Source organism: Microbacterium sp. BWT-B31, assembly GCF_041379855.1.
In the GTDB taxonomy this organism is placed as follows: Bacteria; Actinomycetota; Actinomycetes; order Actinomycetales; family Microbacteriaceae; genus Microbacterium.
Map to the genome: position 1 here is coordinate 32,289 of NZ_JBFECU010000011.1, position 16,448 is coordinate 48,736.

Consider the following 16,448-nt stretch of genomic DNA (forward strand, 5'->3'; position numbering starts at 1 on the left):
CTGTGACCGACGCAACCGGCCCGGTTCCCGATCCCGCCTCCGCTGAAGGCGCGGGGGCGGATGCCTCGGCTTCGGCTGCCGACAAGCCGAACCCCCGGCGCGAGACCGCGCCCGGGCGCGCCGAGCAGTCCGAGCCCGTCACCGACTTCCACGCGCAGGTCCGCGCGGCGCGCAGCGACATCGAGAACCAGGTCCAGCACGCCATGGCCGAGTTCGAGCAGGCAAACGAGCGCATCAAGGAGCGCACGGGCAGGGACCTGATCCTCGCGATCCTGATCGGCGTCGGGATCGGGGCGATCCTGGTCCTCTCGCTCATCTTCCTCAGCTGGCCGTTCGTGGTCTTCGCCCTCGCCGCGGCCCTGCTGGGGATCTTCGAGTTCGGTCGCGCGCTCTCGGCGGCGGGGCACCGCGTCGACCTGGTGCCGCAGCTGATCAGCGGCACGGTGCTGGTGGTGTCGGGGTATTTCCTCGACCCGTGGATGCTGTGGGTCGTCGCCTTCGTCGCGGTCACCTTCGTCGTGGTGTGGCGTCTGATCGCGCAGATGGCACGCCGTGACGGGCGGTCCTACGGTGCGGTTCTCACCGACGTGCTGGTGGCCGCGTTCATGCAGCTCTACGTGCCGTTCCTCACGAGCCTGTGCGTGGTGCTGCTGACGCTTCCGCGCGGCGAGTGGTGGGTGCTGGCGTTCATCATCGTCGCCGTCTCGGCCGACACGGGCGCGTATGCGATCGGCCTGTCGTTGGGCAAGCATCCCATGGCTCCGCGGATCAGCCCGAAGAAGACGTGGGAGGGCTTCGCCGGCGCGGCCGCCGCGTCGATCATCGCGGCGATCCTGCTGGCACTGTTCATGCTCGGCCTTCCGTGGTGGACCGGTCTGGTCATCGGACCCGTCCTCCTGCTCTCGGCCACCGCCGGCGACCTCGGCGAGTCGATGATCAAACGCGACCTCGGCATCAAGGACATGAGCTCGTGGCTGCCCGGCCACGGCGGTGTGCTCGATCGCCTGGACTCCATTCTTCCGAGCGCCCCGGTCGCGCTCGGTCTGGCCTATCTGTTCATTCCACTGGCAGGATCATGACCACTGCACCCACCGAATCCTCGGCCGCATTTCCCGACGCCCCTCGCGGACGCAAAGGCTACGAACGCGCCGCCGTCGACGAGTTCCTCCTGAGGGCGCGCTCGGCGTTCGAGGCGTCGTCTGACGACCCGATCACGGCCGCCGACGTGCGCAAGGCCGCCTTCCCGCTCACACGCCGCGGCTATTCGATCGAGGCGGTCGACGCCGCACTGGGGCGCATCGAAGACGCGTTCGCCGCCAGGGAGCGCCACGACGCCATCACCACCGCGGGCGCGGGGCCGTGGGTCGGTCAGGCGCGCGAGACGGCTCAGGCGATCCTCGATCGGCTCGCGCGTGGCCGCAGGCGTCGCTTCGACCGTGTGAGCGCGCTGCGATTCGGGTACCGCGTCGACGAGGTCGACATCGTGGCCGACCGCATCTCCCGCTACCTCGAGACGGGCGAGTCGCTCACGCCCGAGCAGGTGCGATCGGTGGCGTTTCGGATGCAGCGGCGGGGGTACCGCGAGGCGCAGGTGGATGCCGTGCTGGATGCGGTCATCGAAGTGATGCTCGCCGTCGCGTGACGGCGCGTGAGGCATCGTCGGCATGCGCCGGAATTGGACGCTAGACTCGTGCGCACTGTGAGTTCCGGCAACGACATGATCCCAGCGCACGCAACGCGTCGTTCCCTGGCCCAGTCGAGATCAGCGGTCGCTGCGCGGGCCCGTCGCGTCACGCCCCCAGTCGAGCAGCGCTGGTCTCGGCGCCGCGGGGTGATGGGCGTGTTCTCCGCTGCGGCCGCCGTGGCCTTCGTCGCCGCCTGGCTCGGTCCCGCGGGCGTGGCGCTCACGCAGGCGAGCGCTGTCGAATCGCCGCCGATCTCGCTGTACGCGAGCTCACTGGGCGACGTGCAGTCCCTCACGGGCGAGGCATCCGCCGACGCGGACGCAGCCGCCGTGACCTTGGAGCGCCCGTCATACGAGGTGTACGTCGCCCCGAAGCCCGCGCCGGTCGCGCCGGCGGCGGAGTCCTCGTCGGGCTCCGGCTGGCGTCCGCCGTTCGTCTCGCCCGATCCGGGTACCGCTCAGGCGATCGCGTACGACATGCTGCTTGCCCGCGGGTGGGGCGATGACCAGTTCGCGTGCCTCGTGGCGCTGTGGAACAAGGAATCCGGCTGGCGTGTGAGCGCCTACAACGCGGGAAGCGGGGCGTACGGCATCCCCCAGGCCCTCCCCGGCAGCAAGATGGCCTCGGCCGGCGCGGACTGGGAGACCAACCCCGCCACCCAGATCGCCTGGGGACTGGGCTATGTGGGCGGTCGCTACGGGACGCCGTGCGGAGCGTGGGATCACTCGCAGAGCACGGGGTGGTATTGAGCCATGGCGCGCTCGAAGCGTCGTCGGCCGGATCCGCCCGGTGACGATGCGCTCTCACGGCTGATCGCGGGCTGGAAGCGCACCGAGACCCGGCGCGGCATCGACTGGACGGTTCAGCCCGTGTCGGCCGTCCAGGCGCAGAAGGCCTACACGTGCCCGGGCTGCGGTCGCACGATCGGGGCCGGGGTCGCGCACCTGGTCGCGTGGCGAGCCGACGGCGTGCTCGGCGACCAGGCGGATCTCGCAGCCCGGCGCCACTGGCACGAGCGGTGCTGGGCGATCTCGTGACGCGAGCGGCCGGTCGCGGTCGCTCAAGCTGAGAGAATCGATGACTGTGGAGATCCGTGGCCCCCTCGCCCTGCCCGCCGTCCGTGAAGACATCGAACTGCACACGCTCGACGGCCTGACGCTCGTCGGTGAGCTCGCCACGCCGCTCGAGCGCGCCCCGGTCGCGACGCTCGTGACCTTGCACCCGCTTCCCACCGCGGGCGGGTTCATGGATTCGCATATCCTGCGCAAGGCCGCCGCGCGGCTGCCGGCACTGGCCGACCTCGCGGTGCTGCGGTTCAACACCCGCGGCACGACCTCGCCGCGCGGCACCAGCGAGGGAGCGTTCGATGGGGGCCAGAGCGAGGCCTTCGACGTCGCGGCGGCGATGGATTTCGTGCGCGAGCGGGGGCTGCCCCGCCCGTGGATCGTCGGCTGGTCGTTCGGGACGGAGCTCGGCCTCAAGTACGCACGCGACCACGAGGTGGAGGGCGTCATCCTGCTCTCGCCGCCGCTGCACCGCACCACCGACGACGAACTGGCCGCGTGGGCGGGCGATCCGCGCCCGCTCGTGGTGGTGGTTCCCGAGTTCGACGACTACCTGCGTCCCGCCGAGGCGGCGGAGCGGTTCTCCGCCATCCCGCACGCGGTGCTGGTCCCCGTCGAAGGCGGAAAGCACCTGTGGGTCGGCGAGACGCAGACCCGACGGGTGCTCACCGAGATCGTGGCGGCGGTGAACCCCGACGCGCTGCCGCTGCCGACCGAGTGGCCCGGCGAGGCCGCCGCGGAGTGACCGCGGACGCGGCATCCGCTCTCAGAGTTCGTTCTGCCGGGGGATCACGACCTGCCGGTAGATGATCAGGATGCTCGCGGCCACCGGGATCGCGATGAGGGCGCCGAGCAGGCCCAGCAGCGACCCGCCCGCGAGGGCCGCGATCACCACGACGGCGCCCGGGACCGATACGGCGCGGTTCATCACGCGCGGCGAGATGACGTAGGCCTCGATCTGCATGTAGACGAGGTAGTAGATCGCGGCGATGAGCGCGGTCGTGGGCGAGCCCAGCCCGGGGATGAGGCAGGTGAGCACGATGATCACCGAGCCGGTGAGCGTTCCGACGAGGGGGATCAGCGAGAAGAAGAAGGCGATCACGGCGAGGACCGCCGGGAAGGGCGCGCCGATGATCGTGAGGAAGATCGCGCTGAGCGCACCGTTGATCACACCCATCGTGACCTGGCCGATGACGTAGTAGCCGACCGAGTCGGTGATCTGCTCGGCGAGGTCGACGAACCGCGCGCGCTTGGAGGCCGGCACGAGCTGGTACACCGAGCGCTTGAGTGAAGGCGTCGAGGCGGTGAAGTAGATCGTCAGGATGAGCACGATGAAAGCGCCGGTGAGACCGGACACCACGGCGAACCCGACGTTGATCACCCCGCCGGTGATCTGGCTCCAGTTGTCGACGAGCCAGTCCTGTGCGTTCTTGATCGCGTCGTCGAGGAAGCCGTCCGGCAGACCGGGGAAGCGCTGGGCGAGCCAGTCGTTCACCTCGCCGAGGAACTGGTCGAGCGTGCGGCTGCTCAGGAACTCCTGGATCAGCCCGACCAGCTGCGCGATCTGACTGACGATGATCGGCACCACCATCAGGATGATTCCGGCGAACACCGCGAGCACCGCGAGGATCGTGATCAGGACGGCCGCCCAGCGGGGCAGCTTGCGGCGTTCGAGCCAGGCCACGAGCGGGTCAAGGCCCAGCGAGAGAAAGAGCGCCGTTCCCACGTAGAGCAGGATCGTCGACAGCGTCTGGACGCTGCCGATGAGCAGCAGGCCGAGCCCGACGCCGAGCGTCGCCACGAAGGCGGTGCGGAACGGGTGATGCAGCTTCACGAGGATCTCCGGGGGCTCGGCGACGGTGGCGCGGGGGCTCCCGCCAGAATACGCACACGGTGCCCCGGGGCTGCGCATTGCCCCCTCTCTGGGACCTTTCAGGTCGTTTTCGCTACTCTGAGTTGTCGAGTCGAAGGCCCGCCGTGCGATTCCGGGCCTGTAAGGGGTTCTGTTTCGTGCGTTTCGTGTGGGCTGTCGCAGCGTTCTTCGTCGCCGCGCTGATGATCGGTGCGGGCATCGCCCAGCGAACCGTCTTCCAAGGGCCGTCGACCGAGACGGTGTCGTTCTCGGTCGACGAAGAGGTCCCATATCTCCTCATCGACGGCGCGGTGCTGAACAGTCAGCCCGGCACCCAGACGCTGCGGGCGCAGGCCGACGGCGAGATCTTCGCCGCGTACGGCCGCACGGCCGACCTGAAGGCGTGGCTGTCGGATGCCTCGTACGCGAGCGTGACGCTCGAGGACGACGAGGCGGTCACGACGCTCGTCGAGCCCGAGCCCGAGCCCGAGCCCGAGCCCGAGGCCGCGGGCGATGAGCCGACGGATGCCGCCGCCGAGGCGGACGTCGCCCCTCCCGATGCGACCGCTCCCGCCGATGCGACGGCTCCGGCCGGGCGCAGCCCGCTCGGCTCCGACCTCTGGCTCGACGAGTTCCAGCAGGAGGACCTGCTGATCGCTCCGCTGCGTCTGCCCGATGAGATGAGCGTGCTCGTCGCGACCGACGGCACGCTTCCGGCGCCGAGCGCTGTGAGCGTGTCGTGGCCGATCCAGAGCACGACGCCCTGGGCGGGACCGCTCATCGTCGGCGGCGGCGTGATCCTCGCCGTGGGCGTGCTGCTGTACATCCTCGGCATCCGTCACGTCCGTCGCTCACGCGGACCGCGCCGCAAGGGCCTGCCGGTCCCGGTCACCGAGCCGATCGATCTGGCGATCGAGGCCGAGGACAAGGGCGTGATCTCGGCCGGCGCTCCGACCCGCCGGGCCGTGTCGGGTCGCCGCGCGTTCGCCGTGCTGCCGGTGGTGGCCGTCTCGGCGCTGCTGTTCTCCGGATGCTCCGCCGATGCGTGGCCGCAGTTCGGCCCCTCGCCCACGCCGAGCCCGACACAGACGGTGCTCGTGCCCGAGGGCCAGCAGTCGCCGGCCGTGACCAAGGCGCAGGCCGAGCGGATCATCTCGCGCGTCGCGTCGACGGTTGCCTCGGCGGACGAGACGCTCGACCCGGCGCTGGCGGCGACCCGTCTCGACGGTGCGGTCCTCGCCGAGCGCCAGACCGACTACCGGCTCCGTGCGGCCATCACCGACCGGACGCCGCCTGCGCCGATCCCGACCGATGACGTCGAGATCGTGCTCCCGCAGGCGTTCGACGGCTGGCCGCGCACGTTCATGGCCGTGATCAACGACGATGACGACAAGAGCGCGAACATCATGCTGTTCACGCAGCAGGACCAGTGGTCGGCGTACAAGCTGAACTACATCGGCAACCTCGAGGCCTCGACGGTCATGCCCGGCCTGGCCCCCGACTATCTCGGTGCGGCGCAGGTCCCGCCGGACTCGGAGTTCCTCGTCGTGGCGCCGGAGGACCTCGCGGGCGCCTATGCCGACGTCATCAACAGGGGCGGAGACAGCGAGTACTTCGATCTCTTCGACACCGAGTCCGACCACTTCCGCGAAGCGGTCAGCGGCAACCGGCAGGCTCGCCTCGACGCGTTCAACACGACCGCGACCAACACCGGAAGCCTGACGTTCGGGTCGGCTGCCGGTGCGTTCGCGCCGTTGGCGCTGGCCACGCTCGACAGCGGGGCGATCGTCGCTGTGAGCGTCAGCGAGACCGACGAGGTCAAACCCACGAACGCGGACGCCGTCATCAAGCTCGGCGAGAATGCCCAGGTCAAGACGCTGACCGGCGTCGACCAGTCGCAGACCGGCGTGATCACGACGTTCAGCGACCAGTTGTTCTTCTATGTGCCCGGTCCGGGGTCGGACGAGAAGATCCGACTCCTCGGGTATTCTTCGAACATCCTCGACGCGAAGGTGATCTCTTGAGCAATGCCCTCCCGGGCGCCGCGCTGCGCGGCGCCGTGGACCTGTCCGCTCTGCGCAACCGCCCCGCTTCGGCGGCGCCGGGCGCCACCGCGCAGGCTGCGCCGGCCGGCGCGGTGCCCTCCCTCGTGATGGACGTGACAGATGACACGTTCGGCGCCGCCCTGGAACTCTCCCGCACCGTCCCGGTCGTCGTCGACCTGTGGGCGGAGTGGTGCGGGCCGTGCAAGCAGCTCAGCCCCGTGCTCGAGAAGGTCGTCCTCGAGCTGGGCGGCCGACTCGTGCTGGCCAAGGTCGACGTCGACGCCAATCCGCAGCTGGCGCAGGCCTTCCGCGCGCAGTCGATCCCGATGGTGGTCGCCCTCGTCGGCGGCCAGCCCGTGCCGCTGTTCACAGGGGCCGTTCCCGAGCAGCAGGTTCGCGAGGTGTTCGCCCAGCTGCTCGAAGTCGCCGCTCAGAACGGAGTGACAGGCAGCGTGGACGTGGCATCCGGTTCCGACGACGCGGCAGAGCCCGTCGAGCCGGCGCTGCCGCCGCTGCACGCCGAGGCGTTCGACGCGATCGAGGCGGGGGACTACCCGCGGGCGATCGCGGCGTACGAGAAGGCACTCGTCGAGAACCCGCGCGACACCGACGCGCGGGCGGGCTTGGCGCAGGTGCGGCTGCTCGACCGCGTCCAGGGCGCCGACCTGCAGGCCGCGCGCGCGGCCGCGGCCGCCGATCCGGCCGACGTCGACGCGCAGTTCACCGTCGCCGACCTCGATCTGGCCGGGGGGCACGTCGACGATGCCTTCGCGCGCCTGCTCGACCTGTTCGCGGTGCTTCCCGCCGAGCGGCGCGCGCCGGTGCGCGAGCGGCTGCTCGAACTGTTCGGGCTGGTCGGCGACACCGATCCGCGCGTCGTGCGCGCGCGGGGACGGCTCTCTTCGCTGCTGTTCTGACTCAGCCGTCGCCTCCCGGCGGCCGGAGGACTCAGCCGTGGGCGGGCGAGGGGATGTGCGCCTGCGCGTCGTGACGCAGCCACAGCGCGCCGAGCGGCGGCACGACCATGGTTGCAAGCCGGTTCTCGTCGGCGTGGACGACCCCGAGGTTGCCCACGCCGGATCCGCCGTAGTCCGGGGCATCCGAGTTGAGGATCTCGTGCCACACGCCCGGCTCGGGCAGCTCCAGCGTGTAGTCGTTCACGGGAGTGCCCGAGAAGTTGCAGATCACCACCACCGTGTTGCCGTGCCAGTCGCGCCGGGCGAACGCGATGACATTGGGGTTCCACGACGGAGCGCCCAGGCGCGTGAAGGCTGCGCCGTCGGAGTCGCGCGCCCACAGCGCGGAATGGTCGCGGTACACGCGGTTGAGCGCACCCACGTAGCCGGCCAGCTGCGCGTGCGTCGGCTGGTCCATGAGCCACCAGTCGAGCGAACGGCCCTCGGACCACTCCGACATCTGGCCGAACTCCTGCCCCATGAACAGTAGCTGCTTGCCGGGGTGTCCCCACATGTACGCCAGGAAGGCACGGATGTTCGCGAGCTTCTGCCAGTGGTCGCCGGGCATTCGGCCGAACAGGCTCCCCTTGCCGTGCACGACCTCGTCGTGGCTGACCGGGAGCACGTAGTTCTCGCTGAAGGCGTAGACGAACGAGAACGAGAGCTCGCCCTCGTGGTGGTGACGGTACAGCGGGTCGCGCTTCATGTACTGGAGCGAGTCGTTCATCCACCCCATGTTCCATTTGAAGCCGAAGCCGAGGCCGGCGCGGTTGGTGGGGGCGGTGACGCCGGGGAAGCTCGTCGACTCCTCGGCGATCATCGCGATTCCCGGGTAGCGCTTATAGGCGGTCGCGTTGACCTCCTGCAGGAACGAGATCGCCTCGAGGTGCTCGCGACCGCCGTAGATGTTCGGCGCCCATTCGCCGGCCTCACGGGAGTAGTCGAGGTACAGCATCGAGGCGACCGCGTCGACCCGGAGCCCGTCGACGTGGAACTCCTCGAACCAGTAGAGCGCGTTGGCCACGAGGAAGTTGCGCACTTCGGGCCGGCCGTAGTCGAACACCAGGGTGCCCCATTCGCGGTGCTCGCCGCGGCGCGGGTCGGGATGCTCGTACAGGGGTTCGCCGTCGAAGCGGGCCAGCGCGAAGGCGTCCTTGGGGAAGTGCCCCGGAACCCAGTCCATGATCACGCCGAGGCCGGCCTGGTGGATCCGGTCGATGAGGTAGCGCAGGTCGTCGGGGTGCCCGAAGCGGCTTGTGGGCGCGTAGTAGCCGGTCACCTGGTAGCCCCAGGATCCGCCGAAGGGATGCTCCGCCAGCGGCAGGAACTCGATGTGGGTGAATCCGTGGGCGAGCACGTAGTCGATGAGCTGGTCGGCGGCCTCGCGATACGACAAGCCCTGCCGCCACGAGCCGAAGTGCACCTCGTACACCGACATGGGCTGCGAGATGGGCGCGGTGTTCGCGCGGTGAGCGAGCCAGTCGCCGTCGTTCCACACGTATGACGTCGAGACGACGATGGATGCCGTGCCCGACGGAACCTCGGCGTAGCGCGCCATCGGGTCGGCCTTCAGCACCCAGCCTCCGCTGCGCGTGAGCAGCTCGAACTTGTACTTCTCGCCCGCCCCGACGCCGGGGACGAACAGCTCCCACACACCGCTCGCGCCCAGCGACCGCATCGCATGGCCCTGGCCGTCCCACCCGTTGAAGTCGCCCACGACGCGCACCGCGCGCGCGTTGGGCGCCCACACCGAGAACGCTGTTCCCTGCACGCCGTCGTCCTCGCGCACGTGCGCCCCGAGCACGCGCCACAGCTGCTCGTGGCGGCCCTCGCGGATCAGATGCAGGTCGAGCTCGCCGAGGGTGGGAAGGTGCCGGTACGGGTCGTCGGTCACGTAGTCCGGACCGTCGGCGTAGGTCGTCACGAGCTCGTAGCGGCCGGGGTCGCCGCTGCGCGTTCCCTCCCAGATCCCGCTGCGCACGTGCTCGAGGGGCACGCGCGTGCCGTCGGCGAAGACCGCGGTCACGCTGTGGGCGAGCGGCCGGCGGGCCCTGACCGTCCACTCGACGGAGCCCGCGGCATCCGTTCCCTGGTGCAGGCCCAGGACGGCATGCGGCTGATAGTGGCTGCCGGATGCCACGGCGTCTAGGACACTGTCGTCGGGGCGGCTCATCGGGACTCCTTCACGTGCAGGATGTGCACCGGCTCGTCGAACGCGTCGAGCCGGACATAGTTGTGGTCGGACCAGGTCCAGTTCGCGCCGGTGATCAGCTCTTCGACCTCGAAGGCGTCGCCCGGCCGCACACCCCATACGCGGGTGTCGAGGTGCACCATGGTCTCGCGCACCGAGTGCGGGTCGACGTTGGCCACGACGATGATCGTGTCGGGGCGACCGGTCTCTGACAGCGCCGCGTCGAGGTGCTTCGAGAACACGAGAATCGCGTCGTCGTCGCTCCAGTGCAGGTCGAGGTTGCGCAGCTGCCGCAGCGCCGGGTGCGCGGCGCGGATCTCGTTGAGGCGCGTGAGGTAGGGCGCGAGGGATGCCCCGCGGGCGACCGCGCCGCTCCAGTCGCGGACCTTGTACTCGTATTTCTCGTTGTCGATGTTCTCTTCGGATCCGGGGCGCGCCACGTTCTCGAACAGCTCGAAGCCGGCGTAGACGCCGTAGGTCGGAGCACCCGTCGCCGCGATGGCCGCGCGGATCCGGTACGCGGGGCGGCCGCCGAACTGCAGGTACTCGGTGAGGATGTCGGGGGTGTTGACGAAGAGGTTGGGGCGCAGGAAGTCAGCGCTGTCGTGCGCGAGCCCGGAGAGGAACTGCTCGAGTTCCTCCTTCGTGTTGCGCCACGTGAAGTAGGTGTAGCTCTGCTCGAAGCCGGCCGCGGCCAAGCCCTGCAGCGGGGCCGGTCGCGTGAAGGCCTCGGCGAGGAACACCACGTCGGGGTCGTGCACGTGGACCTCGCCGATCAGCCACTCCCAGAACTGCAGGGGCTTGGTGTGCGGGTTGTCCACGCGGAAGATCCGCACGCCCTGTGAGATCCAGTGCCGAACGATGCGCAGCACCTCGGCGCGGATCCCCTCCGGGTCGTTGTCGAAGTTGATCGGATAGATGTCCTGGTACTTCTTCGGCGGGTTCTCGGCGAAGGCGATCGTGCCGTCGGGGAGCGTCGTGAACCATTCGGGGTGCTCGGTGACCCACGGGTGGTCGGGGGATGCCTGCAGCGCCAGGTCGATCGCCACTTCGATCCCGCGCGCGCGGGCGGCGCGAACGAACGCGCGGAAGTCTGCGAGCGTGCCGAGCTCGGGATGCACCGTGTCGTGCCCGCCGTCGGCGGAGCCGATCGCCCACGGGGAGCCGGGGTCGGCGGGCCCCGCATCGAGCGTGTTGTTCGGCCCCTTGCGGTTCGTCACGCCGATCGGGTGAATCGGGGGGAGGTAGAGCACGTCGAAGCCCATCTCGGCGACCGCGGGAAGCCTCCTGGCGGCGCTGCGGAAGGTGCCCGGCTGGATCGTGCCGTCCCTGCGGCGGCGGGCGCCCTCCGAGCGCGGGAAGAACTCGTACCACGCGCCCACCCCCGCCCGCTCCCGCTGCACGAGAAGCTCCAGCATCGGCCCGGGCGACAGCAGCGACATGAGGGGGCGAGCGGCGAAGTACGCCCGGAGCCGCTGGTCGCGGATGATCTCGAGGGCGCGCTGGTCCGGGGCATCCGGATCGCGCAGTTCTGCCGCGGCGGCCTCGAGCACTCGCCGCTCGGCGATCGGGCGCGAGCGCTCGGCGACGGCCCTCTCGAGCAGGAGGGCGCCGATCTCGCGCATGAGGGCCGGGTCGACGCCGGCGGCGATCTTGATCTCGGCGTCGTGGAGCCACGTCGCGACGTCGTCGGCGAACGCCTCGAAGCGGAACCGCCACACGCCCTCCTCGCGAGCAGCGACCAGCGTCTGCCAGTGGTCGAAGCCGTCGCCGAGGGGTTGCAGGCGATGCAGGGACTCGTCGCCCGAGGGCGAGAAGAGCCGCACGTGCACACCGATGAGGTCGTGTCCTTCGCGGAACGCTGTCACCCGGAAGGGCACGACCTCGCCGCTGAACGCCTTCGGCCGGAACAGCCCCCCGGGCACCGACGGCGACGGAGCGTGCGTGGGAATGCGGCCGGTCACCGTGTCGGCCTGGGGCGCGAGGGCGGCTGCCTCGACGGCCGACCGCACCGGGATGGAGGTTGCGCTCCGCCAGGGACGCGAGGTCGCGTTTCGGTTGCTCGTGGCCACGTGTCGAACCTATCGCCCCCGCCGAGGCCCCGCGTTCATTCCGCGTGGAAGAGCCGCATGCTCGCACCGGGCATGCCGATGACATCGCCCGGCGCGAACCTCTCGGCGCTCTCGGCGGGGCGCTCGTCGGCGCTGGACCACAGGCTCACGAAGGCGCGCACGCCGTCGATCTCGGGGAGGGTCACCTCGATCGGGCTCTCCTGGCCGTGCACGACCAGCAGCACGCGATTGACGACCTCGCCCGGGGCCGCGGACGCCGTCGCCGCGTACTGCAGCGTGCGGTGACTGGGGTCGCGCCACTGCGCGATCGAGATCGTCCAGCCCCGCTCGTCGTACCACTCCATCTCCGAGGCGTTCGGCGTGTGCTCGCCCAGGCGCGCGAACCGGCTCGGGCGCAGCGCCGGGTTCGCGTGGCGCAGAGCGATCAGGTGCCGCACGTGCGCGGTGAGGTCCTGCTGCCACGGCTCGTGGTCCCAGTCCAGCCACGTGAGCGTCGAGTCGTGGCAGTACGCGTTGTTGTTGCCGCGCTGTGTGCGCCCGAACTCGTCGCCCGCCGTGATCATGGGCACGCCCGCCGACAGCAGCAGCGTGCCCAGGAGGTTGCGCATGGCCTTGCGGCGCCGCGCGAGGATGCGCTGGTCGTCGGTGCGACCTTCGGCGCCGTGGTTGAAGGAGCGGTTGGTGTCGGCGCCGTCGCGGTTGTGCTCGCCGTTGGCCACGTTGTGCTTCACGTCGTACGAGACGAGGTCGTGCAGCGTGAAGCCGTCGTGCGCGGTGATGAAGTTGACGCCCGCGAGCGGGCCGCGCTCGTCGCTGAAGACGTTCGACGAGCCCGCCAGGCGGGTGGCGAACCGGCTGACTCCGACCGGTGCGGTGCCGGCGCGGGTGATGTAGTCGATGTCGCTCAGCCAGAAGTTGCGGACCCCGTCACGGTAGCCGTCGTTCCACTCGTGCCAGCCCGGCCGGAAGCTGCCGGTCTGCCAGCCACCGATGCCGATGTCCCACGGCTCGGCGATGAGCTTGACGCCCTCCAGCGCCGGATCGTCGACGATGGCGCGCAGCAGCGGATGATCCGGGTCGAACTCGTGATTCGCGTCGCGGCCGAGGGTCGGCGCCAGGTCGAAGCGGAACCCGTCGACCTGCAGGTCGGTCGCCCAGTAGCGCAGCGAGTCCAGGACGAGGCGGGACGCGGCATCCGTCGACGTGTCGACCGCATTGCCGCAGCCGGTCACGTCGATGTACGCGCCGTCGTCGTGCTGACGGTAGTAGGCGCGGTTGTCGAGGCCGCGCAGGCTCGAGGGCGGGCCGCTCGGCGTCTCTTCGGAGGTGTGGTTGTACACGACATCGAGGATCACCTCGAGACCCGCCTCGTGAAGGCTCTTCACCATCGCCTTGAACTCGCGGAGCACCCCCTCGGCGCCCTCGCGGCGGCTCGCCTCGGTCGCATACGGCCCGTGCGGGGTGAAGAAGTTCAGCGTGTTGTAGCCCCAGTAGTTCGTGAGGCCGAGCTGGAGCAGGCGCCGCTCGGTGACGAAGGCGTGCACCGGCAGCAGTTCGACACTGGTGATCCCGAGCGAGTGCAGATACGCGATCATCGCCGGGTGCGCGAGCCCCGCGTACGTGCCGTGCAGGGCGGGCGGGATGTCTGGATGGCGCTTCGTGGCGCCCTTCAGATGCGCCTCGTAGATCACGGTGCGATCCATGGCAACGGCGGGCTTGGCCACCCCGCCCCAGTCGAACGCGCCCTCGACGACGACCGAGCGCCAGTCGCCGATGCCGCCGCTGACGAGCCCGCGCGAGTAGGGCTCGACGAGGAGCCTCCCGCGGTTGAACATGCTGCCCGCGCCGTGGGGGCCGCCGGCACGCACCGCGTAGCGCACCCCGGGCTGCAGCAGCTCCGTGGTGACGCTCCACACGCCGCCGCCGACCGGAACGAGGGGGAGGGTTTCGGTGGCCCAGTCGAGGTCGGTGCTGTCGAAGACGACGAGGTCCATCTCGTCGGCGGCACCCGACCAGACCCGCAGCGTCCCCTCGCCGTCGTGGAGCGTGACGCCGAGCGCGTCCAGGTCGGGGCTCATCATCCCGGTCGTTCGTGCGGCGGTCGCCTCGCTGTCGGGCTGGGGTGACGTCATGCGTCCTACAGTAGTAAGGGCGGCGGCCGGCCGGGCAGATCGCCGACGAGGGGCGGACAGCATGGTGTATCTGGATCATGCCGCGACCACTCCGATGCGTCCCGAGGCGCGCGACGCATGGGTGCGGGCGGCGTCCGAGCCGGGCAACGCCTCATCGATCCACGCCGACGGGCAGCGCGCGCGCCGGTCGCTCGAAGAGGCGCGCGAGCGACTGGCCGCAGTCCTCGGGTGCGACCCGATCGAGGTCGTGCTCACCTCCGGCGGCACCGAGGCGGTGAACCTCGCGGTCAAGGGGCTGTGGTGGGCGCGGAACCCCCACCGCGACGCGGTCGTGCTCCCCGGCGGCGAGCATCACGCGACGCTCGATGCGGTCGAATGGCTCGTCCGCCATGAGGGTGCGGCGCTGCGTGCGGTGTCGCTCGATGCGGTGGGGCGCATTCCCGAGGCGGCCTTCGCCGAGGCGCTTCCCGGCGCCGCGCTTGCAACGGCGCTCGTGGCGAACAACGAGGTCGGCACCGTGAACGACGCCGAGGCGCTCGCGCGGGCTGCGGCGCGCGCGGGCGTGCCGCTGCACCTCGACGCGGTGGCCGCGTTCGGGCACCTGCCGGTGCACTTCGCGCGCTGGCGGGGAACGGATGCCGCGCGCGCGGCGGGCCTCGTGGCGATGAGCGTATCGGCCCACAAGATCGGCGGGCCGGTCGGGGTGGGTGCGCTCGTGGTGTCACGGCACGCCGACCTCGCCCCGCTGCAGCACGGCGGCGGGCAGCAGCGCGGACTCCGCGCGGGGACGCAGGACGTGCCCGGCGCGGTGGCCTTCGCGGTGGCGGCCGAGCTGGCCGCCGGCGAGCAGCAGGCCGAGGCGGCCCGGCTCGCGGCGCTGCGCGAGCGGCTGGTGGCCGGCATCCTGTCGTGCGTGCCGCGCGCGGAGCTGCTCGGCGACCCGGCCTGGCGCGTGCCGGGCAACGCGCACCTGCTGTTCCCGGGTGCGCAGGGCGAGACGCTGCTGTTCCTGCTCGACCAGGCCGGAGTCTCGGTGTCGACCGGGTCCGCCTGCCAGGCGGGCGTGACCGAGCCGTCGCACGTCGTGCTCGCGCTCGGGCGGACAGACGCCGAGGCCCGCCAGGTGCTGCGGCTCACCCTGGGGCGCACGTCGACCGACGCCGACGTCGATGCGGTGCTGCGGGAGCTCCCGGCTGCCGTGGAGCGCGCGCGAGCCGCGGCCGTCGCATCGAGTGCCCGCGGAGCGGGTGTATCGAGATCAGGCCGCTGACGAGCTGCGGGCACCGGCCGTCCGGGCCGCTGCCAGCAACCCGCTCGTAGACTGGAGGCATGCGGATCCTGGCGGCGATGAGCGGTGGAGTGGACTCCGCCGTCGCGGCGGCGCGGGCCGTGGAGGCGGGGCACGACGTCGTCGGGGTGCATCTGGCGCTCTCACGGGCCGGTGGGACCCTCCGCACCGGCAGCCGCGGCTGCTGCACGATCGAGGACGCGATGGACGCGCGGCGCGCGGCCGACCGGCTCGGCATCCCGTTCTATGTGTGGGACTTCTCGGAGCGCTTCCGCGACGACGTCATCGAGGACTTCATCTCGGAGTATCAGGCAGGCCGCACACCGAACCCGTGCATGCGCTGCAACGAGAGGATCAAGTTCGCAGCCCTGCTCGAGCGGGCTCTGGAGCTCGGCTTCGACGCCGTCTGCACCGGCCACTACGCCTCGCTCGTGGACGGTGGCGAAGGGCTCGAGCTGCACCGGGCATCGGATGCCGCAAAAGACCAGTCCTACGTGCTGGGCGTGCTCACCGGCGAGCAGCTCGCGCACACGTATTTCCCGCTCGGGTCGACGCCGTCCAAGGCTCTCGTGCGCGCCGAAGCCGAGGCGCGCGGCCTCACCGTCGCGCACAAGCCCGACAGCCACGACATCTGCTTCATCCCCGACGGCGACACGCGCGGCTGGCTCGCCGAGAAGGTGGGCGCCGCGACCGGTGACATCGTGGACCGGTCGGGCGCGATCGTCGGCTCTCACGAGGGCGCGCACGCGTTCACGGTGGGCCAGCGGCGCGGGCTCTCGCTGGGCATCCCCGCGCCCGATGGCAAGCCGCGGTTCGTGCTCGAGGTGCGGCCGGTGTCGAACACCGTCGTCGTCGGGCCCAGAGAGGCGCTCGCCATCGGCGAGATCGCGGGGGAGCGCTTCACGTGGGCCGGGCGCCCGCCCGCTCATGACGAGTTCGCGTGCGACGTGCAGATCCGCGCCCACGCCGACCCGGTGCCCGCGCGGGCGCAGCTGTCGGGCGGCGAGCTGACCGTGCGTCCCGAAACCCCGTTCGAGGGCGTCGCCCCGGGCCAGACCGCGGTGCTCTACGACGGCACGCGCGTCATCGGGCAGTTCACGATCGACCGCACGGTGTCGGCGGTGCCGGCAGGCCGGTGAACGTCGGCCGTCCTTCCTAGACTG

At 70.8% G+C, this 16,448-nt stretch carries 13 protein-coding genes; 9 read left to right on the top strand and 4 right to left on the bottom strand.

Annotated elements, in window-relative coordinates; translation table 11 throughout:
• Positions 1-2: 2 nt before the first annotated feature.
• The 5 genes from AB1K54_RS12200 (at position 3) to AB1K54_RS12220 (ending at position 3,494) form a co-directional block, all read left to right on the top strand.
• Positions 3-1,079: a phosphatidate cytidylyltransferase gene (locus AB1K54_RS12200; RefSeq protein WP_371203025.1), complete on the top strand. Its 1,077-nt coding sequence runs from the start codon at positions 3-5 to the stop codon at positions 1,077-1,079.
• Positions 1,076-1,642: a DivIVA domain-containing protein gene (locus tag AB1K54_RS12205; RefSeq protein WP_371203026.1), complete on the top strand. Its 567-nt coding sequence runs from the start codon at positions 1,076-1,078 to the stop codon at positions 1,640-1,642. The genes AB1K54_RS12200 and AB1K54_RS12205 overlap by 4 nt, the downstream gene beginning before the upstream one ends.
• Positions 1,643-1,834: 192 nt before the next feature.
• On the top strand, positions 1,835-2,434 hold the full coding sequence (locus AB1K54_RS12210) for a lytic transglycosylase domain-containing protein (RefSeq protein ID WP_371203027.1): 600 nt from the start codon (positions 1,835-1,837) through the stop codon (positions 2,432-2,434).
• A 3-nt stretch (positions 2,435-2,437) separates the two neighbouring features.
• On the top strand, positions 2,438-2,722 hold the full coding sequence (locus tag AB1K54_RS12215) for a hypothetical protein (protein WP_371203028.1): 285 nt from the start codon (positions 2,438-2,440) through the stop codon (positions 2,720-2,722).
• 40 nt (positions 2,723-2,762) lie between these two features.
• Positions 2,763-3,494, top strand: coding sequence for an alpha/beta hydrolase (locus AB1K54_RS12220; protein WP_371203029.1), 732 nt, complete (start codon positions 2,763-2,765; stop codon positions 3,492-3,494).
• A gap of 21 nt (positions 3,495-3,515) precedes the next feature.
• Here the strand turns inward: AB1K54_RS12220 and AB1K54_RS12225 are convergent, their stop codons facing one another.
• Entirely contained in the window at positions 3,516-4,583 is a 1,068-nt protein-coding gene (locus tag AB1K54_RS12225; RefSeq protein ID WP_371203030.1) for an AI-2E family transporter, read from the bottom strand.
• Between the two features lie 176 nt (positions 4,584-4,759).
• Between AB1K54_RS12225 and AB1K54_RS12230 the strand changes: the two genes are divergently transcribed.
• Together AB1K54_RS12230 and AB1K54_RS12235 are read left to right on the top strand one after the other, a co-directional pair.
• Entirely contained in the window at positions 4,760-6,625 is a 1,866-nt protein-coding gene (locus AB1K54_RS12230; RefSeq protein WP_371203031.1) for a glycosyl transferase, read from the top strand.
• On the top strand, positions 6,622-7,563 hold the full coding sequence (locus AB1K54_RS12235) for a tetratricopeptide repeat protein (RefSeq protein WP_371203032.1): 942 nt from the start codon (positions 6,622-6,624) through the stop codon (positions 7,561-7,563). The genes AB1K54_RS12230 and AB1K54_RS12235 overlap by 4 nt, the downstream gene beginning before the upstream one ends.
• A gap of 31 nt (positions 7,564-7,594) precedes the next feature.
• On the opposite strand, the gene glgB is transcribed toward AB1K54_RS12235, so the two are convergent.
• From glgB to glgX, 3 genes are read right to left on the bottom strand one after another with little or no spacing between them, the layout of a single operon-like run.
• Positions 7,595-9,775, bottom strand: coding sequence for a 1,4-alpha-glucan branching protein GlgB (gene glgB, locus AB1K54_RS12240; protein WP_371203033.1), 2,181 nt, complete (start codon positions 9,773-9,775; stop codon positions 7,595-7,597).
• Positions 9,772-11,865, bottom strand: coding sequence for a maltotransferase domain-containing protein (locus AB1K54_RS12245; protein WP_371203034.1), 2,094 nt, complete (start codon positions 11,863-11,865; stop codon positions 9,772-9,774). Before AB1K54_RS12245 ends, glgB begins: the two co-directional genes overlap by 4 nt.
• A 35-nt stretch (positions 11,866-11,900) precedes the next feature.
• Positions 11,901-13,997, bottom strand: coding sequence for a glycogen debranching protein GlgX (gene glgX / locus AB1K54_RS12250; RefSeq protein ID WP_371203035.1), 2,097 nt, complete (start codon positions 13,995-13,997; stop codon positions 11,901-11,903).
• Between the two features lie 61 nt (positions 13,998-14,058).
• On the opposite strand from glgX, the gene AB1K54_RS12255 reads away from it, so the two are divergent.
• Together AB1K54_RS12255 and mnmA are read left to right on the top strand one after the other, a co-directional pair.
• Entirely contained in the window at positions 14,059-15,267 is a 1,209-nt protein-coding gene (locus tag AB1K54_RS12255; protein WP_371203036.1) for a cysteine desulfurase family protein, read from the top strand.
• A gap of 59 nt (positions 15,268-15,326) precedes the next feature.
• Positions 15,327-16,424 (top strand): tRNA 2-thiouridine(34) synthase MnmA, encoded by a 1,098-nt coding sequence (gene mnmA, locus AB1K54_RS12260; protein ID WP_371203037.1) that lies wholly within the window; start codon positions 15,327-15,329, stop codon positions 16,422-16,424.
• The last annotated feature ends 24 nt before the right edge of the window (positions 16,425-16,448 follow it).

What these genes read in the sequence shown, in the direction of transcription:
- AB1K54_RS12205 (WP_371203026.1), top strand. Translation starts at nt 1,076, where the DNA reads ATGACCACTGCACCCACCGAATCCTCGGCCGCATTTCCCGACGCCCCT.
- AB1K54_RS12210 (WP_371203027.1), top strand. Translation starts at nt 1,835, where the DNA reads ATGGGCGTGTTCTCCGCTGCGGCCGCCGTGGCCTTCGTCGCCGCCTGG.
- AB1K54_RS12215 (WP_371203028.1), top strand. Translation starts at nt 2,438, where the DNA reads ATGGCGCGCTCGAAGCGTCGTCGGCCGGATCCGCCCGGTGACGATGCG.
- AB1K54_RS12220 (WP_371203029.1), top strand. Translation starts at nt 2,763, where the DNA reads ATGACTGTGGAGATCCGTGGCCCCCTCGCCCTGCCCGCCGTCCGTGAA.
- glgB (WP_371203033.1), bottom strand. Translation starts at nt 9,775, where the DNA reads ATGAGCCGCCCCGACGACAGTGTCCTAGACGCCGTGGCATCCGGCAGC.
- glgX (WP_371203035.1), bottom strand. Translation starts at nt 13,997, where the DNA reads ATGACGTCACCCCAGCCCGACAGCGAGGCGACCGCCGCACGAACGACC.
- AB1K54_RS12255 (WP_371203036.1), top strand. Translation starts at nt 14,059, where the DNA reads ATGGTGTATCTGGATCATGCCGCGACCACTCCGATGCGTCCCGAGGCG.
- mnmA (WP_371203037.1), top strand. Translation starts at nt 15,327, where the DNA reads ATGCGGATCCTGGCGGCGATGAGCGGTGGAGTGGACTCCGCCGTCGCG.